8 protein-coding genes are annotated in these 6,957 nt (G+C 61.4%); 6 read left to right on the plus strand and 2 right to left on the minus strand.

Annotated elements, in window-relative coordinates; all coding sequences use genetic code 11:
- The 6 genes from LJE63_09740 to LJE63_09765 form a co-directional block, all read left to right on the plus strand.
- Window positions 1-672 (plus strand): hypothetical protein (locus tag LJE63_09740; protein MCG6906894.1); only part of this gene is annotated, 672 nt, incomplete at its 5' end.
- 321 nt (window positions 673-993) lie between these two features.
- The gene (locus LJE63_09745; GenBank protein MCG6906895.1) at window positions 994-1,446 is read left to right on the plus strand and encodes a YbhB/YbcL family Raf kinase inhibitor-like protein; all 453 of its coding nucleotides are present in this window, start codon (window positions 994-996) and stop codon (window positions 1,444-1,446) included.
- 500 nt (window positions 1,447-1,946) lie between these two features.
- Window positions 1,947-2,408: a cache domain-containing protein gene (locus LJE63_09750; GenBank protein MCG6906896.1), complete on the plus strand. Its 462-nt coding sequence runs from the start codon at window positions 1,947-1,949 to the stop codon at window positions 2,406-2,408.
- Window positions 2,409-2,658: 250 nt separating this feature from the next.
- Window positions 2,659-2,850, plus strand: coding sequence for a hypothetical protein (locus LJE63_09755; GenBank protein ID MCG6906897.1), 192 nt, complete (start codon window positions 2,659-2,661; stop codon window positions 2,848-2,850).
- A gap of 221 nt (window positions 2,851-3,071) precedes the next feature.
- Entirely contained in the window at window positions 3,072-3,521 is a 450-nt protein-coding gene (locus LJE63_09760; GenBank protein MCG6906898.1) for a hypothetical protein, read from the plus strand.
- A 184-nt stretch (window positions 3,522-3,705) separates the two neighbouring features.
- The gene (locus tag LJE63_09765; GenBank protein MCG6906899.1) at window positions 3,706-5,658 is read left to right on the plus strand and encodes an FAD-dependent oxidoreductase; all 1,953 of its coding nucleotides are present in this window, start codon (window positions 3,706-3,708) and stop codon (window positions 5,656-5,658) included.
- A 149-nt stretch (window positions 5,659-5,807) separates the two neighbouring features.
- Here LJE63_09765 and LJE63_09770 read toward each other — a convergent pair whose 3' ends face one another.
- Together LJE63_09770 and LJE63_09775 are read right to left on the minus strand one after the other, a co-directional pair.
- Window positions 5,808-6,206, minus strand: coding sequence for a PilZ domain-containing protein (locus tag LJE63_09770; GenBank protein MCG6906900.1), 399 nt, complete (start codon window positions 6,204-6,206; stop codon window positions 5,808-5,810).
- 221 nt (window positions 6,207-6,427) lie between these two features.
- On the minus strand, window positions 6,428-6,910 hold the full coding sequence (locus tag LJE63_09775; GenBank protein ID MCG6906901.1) for a cytochrome c3 family protein: 483 nt from the start codon (window positions 6,908-6,910) through the stop codon (window positions 6,428-6,430).
- Window positions 6,911-6,957 lie beyond the last annotated feature (47 nt).

Genomic DNA, 6,957 nt, shown 5'->3' on the forward strand with positions numbered 1-6,957 from the left:
ACTCTCGTGCTTTCCCACCCGGACAGCGACCACCTCAACGGTCTGCTTTACATTGCGCGGCATTTCACCATCAAACGGGTCTGGAGCAACCACGAGGCGGTGGAAACCAACGCCTACCGCATTTTTCAAGAGATCCAGGCCCGCCGCGCCATTCCGCATCCGGACTTCCGGACGCTGCCCCGGAGCTTTCAAATCGGCGGGGTGACGGTTGAGGTGCTCTACCCGCCGGCGGATTTTGGCGAAAAAAGGGCCCATGACGGCTGGCGCAACACCAACAACAATTCGCTGGTGTTGCGGCTGCGGATGGGGGCCCACACCTTTCTCTTTCCCGGCGACATCATGTCCACAGCCGAGGCTGAGCTGGTGCGCTCCGGTCGTCCGATGTCCGGCGAGACCGTCCTCGTGGCCCCGCACCACGGCAGCCGGACATCCAGTACGCCGGCCTTTCTCAACTGGTCGCGACCCAGTATTGTCGTCGTTTCCTCCCGCGGCGGCGGCCGTGGGCGGCAGCCGCACCCAAGCGTGCTGGCGCGCTACCGGGAGCTGAATGCCGCAGTCTACACGACCTTCAGCCATGGGGCGGTCGCCTTTGCGACCGACGGCCGGCGGCTGCGAATAGACCCTTTCCTCAAGACCATAAGCCTCCCCAACACAGAACGAAACCCATGGTGACGACGTATCCGAAATCGGAGTTATGCGGCGCCGGCACTTTGCGCTTGCGGTTTGACGCGAACTTGCCTATCTTGAACTGGCATGGTCGGCGACCCCTGCGTTGACTCCCGTCGGGGATGACCCTGGAAGACATTGCCGTCATCACCGCTTGTCCGCTGCCCCGCAGCCGGCCGGTATTTTCGCCTTGCTCAGGGCCGTCTGCGCCTGAACCCAATGGCCCCGCAATTCTCGCCGCCAGGCTTGCCTAACGGCGATATGGTGGCGATTCCCCCTTTGCCGCCGCAAATCCGGTCCCTCTCTCCGGAAAAAGGAGGTGCAGTCATGAAATTGAGCACGACCGCCTTTGAGCCCGGCGGGATGATTCCCGCCCGCTACACCTGCGATGGCGACGATATCTCCCCCGAACTAAGTTGGCAGGACCTGCCGGGTGGCACGACCAGCCTGGCGATCATCTGTGATGACCCCGACGCCCCGGCGGGCACCTGGGTGCACTGGGTCTATTACGATATCCCGTTCCAGGTGAACCGCTTGCCGGCAGGGGTTTCCCACCAGGAGCGGCCCGCCAGCGGCGGGGTGCAGGGCGTCAACGATTTCGGCAAACTGGGATATGGCGGCCCCTGTCCCCCCGGAGGAACCCACCGCTACTTTTTCAATCTCTACGCCCTGGACAGTGTTCTGGGGCTGGCGCCGGGGGTCACCAAAAAGCAGCTGCTGAAGGCCATGGCCGGCCATGTGCTGGAACATGCCGAGTTGATGGGGCGCTACAAACGCTGACAGGCCATGGGCATCGCCGCGTAAGGCATAGGGGAAACCCCCATATAAATGAGGATTTCCCCTATAGACAAGTTTTGCGCTCTGTGTAAGAAGAATAAGCAGTCCATTGTCTTCATTTGAGAAATCAAGCCCGACGCATATAACCGGCGCCCAGTCAGGGTTTCGGCACCAGCCTGCAAGATTTGCTTTTCACCAGTTGACTCAATCCATGACCGGGCCTGCCCGGCAGCCTGCCCAAAGCCGTCTGCGACGTGAATCGCTTGGGTATTCCCCGCCTTTTGGGCGGCGCCGGGCGCCGAGGGCGCGATGGCTCTCTGCGGCACGATGCCGTGTGCCGGCAAGCCTCGGGTTTGCGGGCGGCGAAGTCCCCGCCGCAACCGGCCCCTTGAAGGCGCCGGTAAGGAAAGGAGGTGATGGCAGCTCGCGCAAATGGCCGTACCGGCGGACCCCATAACATCCCGCCGGGTGAACACACCCCATCACAGAAGGAGGAGGATGAGATGAAGAAATGCTTCGTTACCACGCTTGTGCTGTTGGTCTGTGCGGGGCTTCCCGCTCTGGCTCTGGCCGAAAGTGCCACCCAGGAGGAGTGCATCGCCAAATCCAAGGAAGCTGCCCAGATGCTCCAGGAAAAGGGTCTGGACGCTGCGGTTGCGGCCATCAACGATAAAGAGGGCCCGTTTGTCTGGAAAGACACCTACGTCTTTCTGATGAATATGGACGGAAAGATGTTGGCGCATCCCATGAGCCCGGCCCTGCTGGAGAAGGACAGCCTGCTCGAGGTCAAGGATGCCAACGATAAGGCCTTGTTTGTGGAGTTCGTCAACGTGGCCGCCCAAGGCGAGGGCTGGGTCGACTATGTGTGGCCGAAACCGGGGGAGGAAGCCCCGTCGCCCAAGAGCACCTACATCTATCAGGTGCCGGGCACCCAGTATTTCGTCGGGGCTGGCATCTACAAGTAACCGCCTGGAGGCCTCAGGCGGGATGCCGATCTGATTTGCAACACCTCAACCCCCGGCCGGCAGCGGGCGTCGAAACCGGATGCCGCCGGGGGTTCACGTGCCGGTTGACTGCGTCACGCGCGCGGTTTTCCGGTTTTTTTTTTGCAGGCTCGAGATGCTGATCTCCGGGGGCGCCGTCGCGCTGCACCGGCCGACACCCAGCGGTGGGCGGTTAAAGGCTCCGGCGGGTGCTGCCGATATCCCTCGGAGTATGCGAAAGAAATTTCTGATCATAGCCGTGGTGGTGGCGGTCGCCCTGGTATCCAATTACCTGGGCTTCGCCCGCGGGTTTGCAAAAGGCACGCGTCACACCAACATCTGGTGGGTGGAGCAGAAGAGCGTCTACTACGACACCCACGAGATCATTCAGAAGCGCCAGCTCAAGAAACACGACTGCCTTTAGGCCGGCGGCACTTCTCCACCCGCCGGGGGGAAATGTTTGCGGCTCGCATCCGGCCCCACCTGACGGGATCCTGGCGGTTGTGGCCCGCCGTCACCGGCGCCGCGGTTTTCCCATTTACCTTTCCCGAACAATCCGCTATAAAATTCGGACTTCCGGCTGCGGGACGCCCGACCGACGGTCGGGCTCTGCACCTTCTTCCTCTCCCGGTGAACGGTTTCAAGATGCGATCAGCGAAACGCCTCACCCTTCTGACCGGTTTGGTGGCACTGATGCTGCTATCGGGTTTCGGGCTTGGGGCCTCGGCCGAGGACCAGCCTGCGGCAGCTCCGGATGAACAGCAGCGGCAGCGTGAACAAATTGCCCAGGAAAGCCTGCGGCGTCTGCAGTCCGCCGTCAAGAAGGACGGGTTCTACAGCGCCCGGGTGGCCCTCAACATCTGGCGCAGCACGGCCCTGGATGCCGGCAATTTTGACCCGGCGCAATTCGAAGCCTTCAAAACCGAGATTTACGAAACCTCCATGCGCGAGAACCTCAAGTGGTTCAACCTCTTTGTGGAACAGAAAAATTTCGACGACGCCCGGGTCTGCCTTGAAGTCTGGCGAATGCACGCCCGGGAGATCGACGCCTTCGATCCCCAGGAGTACGATGCGCTGAAAGAGCGGCTGAAATAATCGCACGCCAAAACGCGGTTCCCCTCCGATGATGCCCGGGTCCCGGCGGGTTGCGCAAGACGTCCAGATCAAAAGCATTTTCCCTTGCAAACCTGCGGGTTAGCAATTGCAAAAGTCGACCCGATGTGCTACTGATCCATCTTTGTAAAGATAACCTTGCTGACCATAAGGGAGAAGAAGGCTAATGACAGAGATATGCTTCAGTTCCTGGGGGGGGGAGGTCGTTGACAATCGTGGCAAAGCGCTCCAGAACTATGCACCGCTTGAAAAGGTGGCGCTTCCCGAGCACTTCAAGCAGGACGAACAGATCAAGGCCCTGATGGGGTGGTACGGCATCGTCCTGCGCTCGGAGACGGTCAATGTGGTGGATCTAAGCCGATCCTACATGGACGCGGTTCGCAGAAACTCCTGCGGCAAATGCACCCCCTGCCGGCTGGGTACCCGGCTGATGGCCGATATCCTGGCCCGCATTTGCGGCGGGGGCGGCCAGCCGGAGGATCTCGATACACTGGAGAGTCTGGCGCAGCTGATCAGCGAGACTTCCAAATGCCACATCGGTCAGTCAGGTCCCCGCCCGATTCTGCACGCGCTGACCTATTTTCGGGATGCCTTCCAGGCGGCCATTACCGAATCCCAGACCATCCCGAAGGGAACCTATCACTCCCGGGTAACCGCCCCCTGCATGGACGCCTGCCCGATCCATCTGGATATTCCCACCTATGTGGAGTGCATCAAGGAGGGCAAGTTTCAGGAATCCCTGGATGTCATTCGCGAGCGCCTGCCGATTCCAGGTGTCGTCGGCCGGGTATGTGTGCGACCGTGCGAATCCCACTGTCGGCGGGCGCTGTTGGACGAGCCGGTTTCGATCAAATATCTCAAGCGTTTCGTGGCCGACCAGGAACTGGACAAACACCAAAGCCCCTCCTTTCAAGTGCAGCCATCCCCCAAGACCGGCAAGGTGGCGATTGTGGGTGCCGGGCCGGCGGGGGTCACCTGTGCCTATCATCTGGCGCGCAAAGGCCATCAGGTGACGATCTATGAGCAGCTCGGAGAGCCGGGCGGCATGGCCGCCGTGGGCATTCCGGATTATCGCCTGCCGCGTCAGATCCTGCGCCACGAGGTCTCCGAGGTCCAAAAGCTGGGCGTTACCATTCACTACAATACGCCCGTGGGGCAGGGTATCACCCTCTCGCAGCTCGAGGCTGAAAACGATGCGGTCTTTGTTGGTGTCGGCGCCCAGGGCAGCTCCAACATGCGGGTGGAAGGGGAGGACAAGGGCTACAAGGGGTTCATTCCCGGCGTAGAATACCTGCGGGCGATCAACGACGGCAAGGACCCCTACCCCGAGGGCCAGCGGGTTGTGGTGGTCGGCGGCGGCAATGTGGCCATCGACTGTGTGCGCTGCTCCTTTCGCATCCAAAAAAAGGATGTCAATCTGGTCTACCGCCGCACGCGCAAGGAGATGCCGGCCGAAGATGTCGAAATTCATGATGCCGAGGAGGAGGGGGTCAACTTCCATTTCCTGACCACCCCGGTGCGCGTGATCGCCGAAAAAGGAAAGGTCGTCGGGTTGGAATGCATCCGCATGAAACTCGGCGAACCCGATGCCAGCGGTCGGCGCCGTCCGGTGCCCATGGAAGGGTCCGAGTTCGTGATGCCCTGCGACATCGCCGTGCCCGCCATCGGCCAGCAGGTCAACCTGGCCCTGCTCGAGGGGCTCTCCGACATCGAGGTGACCAGATGGCACACCATCGTGGTCAACGATGTCACCAAACAGACCAACCGCCCGAAAATCTTCTCCGCCGGGGATTGTGAAACCGGTCCCAACGCGCTGATCACCGGCTGTGCCGGTGCCCGCAAGGCGGCCATCAGCATCGACCGCTTCATCAACGGTCTGCCACTGGAACCGGAAGAGGAGGACTGCTTCGACCAACTCTTCAAAAAGGTCAAGGTCTACGACGGCCAGGAAAACACGGGCCTGATCGGCGGGCGCTCGCGCTACCATTTAAGAATGCTGCCGCCGGAAAGCCGCAAATTCACCTTCGACGAGGTCGAGGAGGGCTATAGCGTTCCGGAGGCCATGGCCGAGGCCGATCGCTGTCTGCGGTGCTACAGCGTCGTGACGGTCGCCGTCTGACTGGCCGCGGCATCCCGGGAGTTAGTCGAGGGGCCCCAAAAAAGAAGGCTTTCACCAAAGGCAATCGGCCGCCATCACCCGCATATGCGGGTGATGGCGGCCGATTTGTATTTCGGGGACCGGCGGGGGCCGGTTTAGGCTGAGGGGGCTCAGGACTCGGGCGGTTTGGCGGCGGCGGTTTTGATCAACTCCCGCAGATTCATGTCGAGTTTGACACCGAAGCCGTTGCGATCTTTCCAGGCGATGCGGCCGGTGATGCGAATCGGGTCCTCGAAGCTGAACAGGGAAAAAACGATCGTCACCTCCTCACCGGGCGCGACGCTCTGCGGGGATTCGATGAACATGCCGTCGGCGCTGACGTTTTTGATGACGCCCGCATACTCTTGATCTTGGATGAAAAAGCGCGACGGGTTGGTGCTGTTTTGGCGGGGAAAGCGCCGCTGGTCCCGCTGCTGCCAATCCAGCAGCTTCAGCAGATCCCGGCATTGCTCGTCGGTCATGGCGTTGATCCGTTGGATCAGCCGCTCTCTGGTCTGGGACGCCTTCACGGGTGGGCCACTCCTTTGCAGGGATCTGCCGGTTCACCCTTTAGCTGCGGCCTCAAACGGGTTTTCTTTGCCGTCCGGGGGGTGCCAAAAAGACCCGGGTGCAGGCGAGGCGGCCCGCACCTCGGTTCGCAATGCCGTGCACCCGTTGCTGGAATCCCCGAGCCGGACGGGCGGCGCGGCGCGCCCTGGTCTGCCCTGTTGGCGCGGCCGCAGCGGTGACCTTAGTCGTTGGGGTGACACGCCACGCAGCTGGTGGGGCCGGTGGGCGCCAATTGGTCTGTGAGGGGCTTGCGGGACATCTCCAGCGCCAGGTTGGCCTCCTTGATCTGCTTGTGGCAGCCGATGCACGAGGCGTGGTAGGCACGTTTGAAGTAGAGGATCGCCATCTCTTCATCTATCCCGGCATTGTCGGGCTTCATGGGGGTGGTGATCAGGTCGTGGCAGCCGGAGGTGGTGCAGTTGAGGACGGGGCCGTCGCCTTCCCAGGTGTGGTGGCAGGTTTTGCAGTTGTAATCGAAGTGCAGCGGGTGGTTGAATTCGACCGCGGCACGCTTCTGATCGGCGCCGCTGGGCGGCGCCAGGGTGATGATGCCCATGGGGATGCATACCTCACTGACACTTTCCTGGCTTTGGTCGGCGCCGACCCATGTGCTGCCGGCCACGATGACTATCAGACACAAAATCAGAAGGCCAACTCTGTACATTCTCGTCCCCCTTGAAGAAGTTAGGCTCAAATATCGGCAGAAAGACT

Source organism: Desulfobacteraceae bacterium (genome assembly GCA_022340425.1).
Taxonomy (GTDB): domain Bacteria; phylum Desulfobacterota; class Desulfobacteria; order Desulfobacterales; family JAABRJ01; genus JAABRJ01.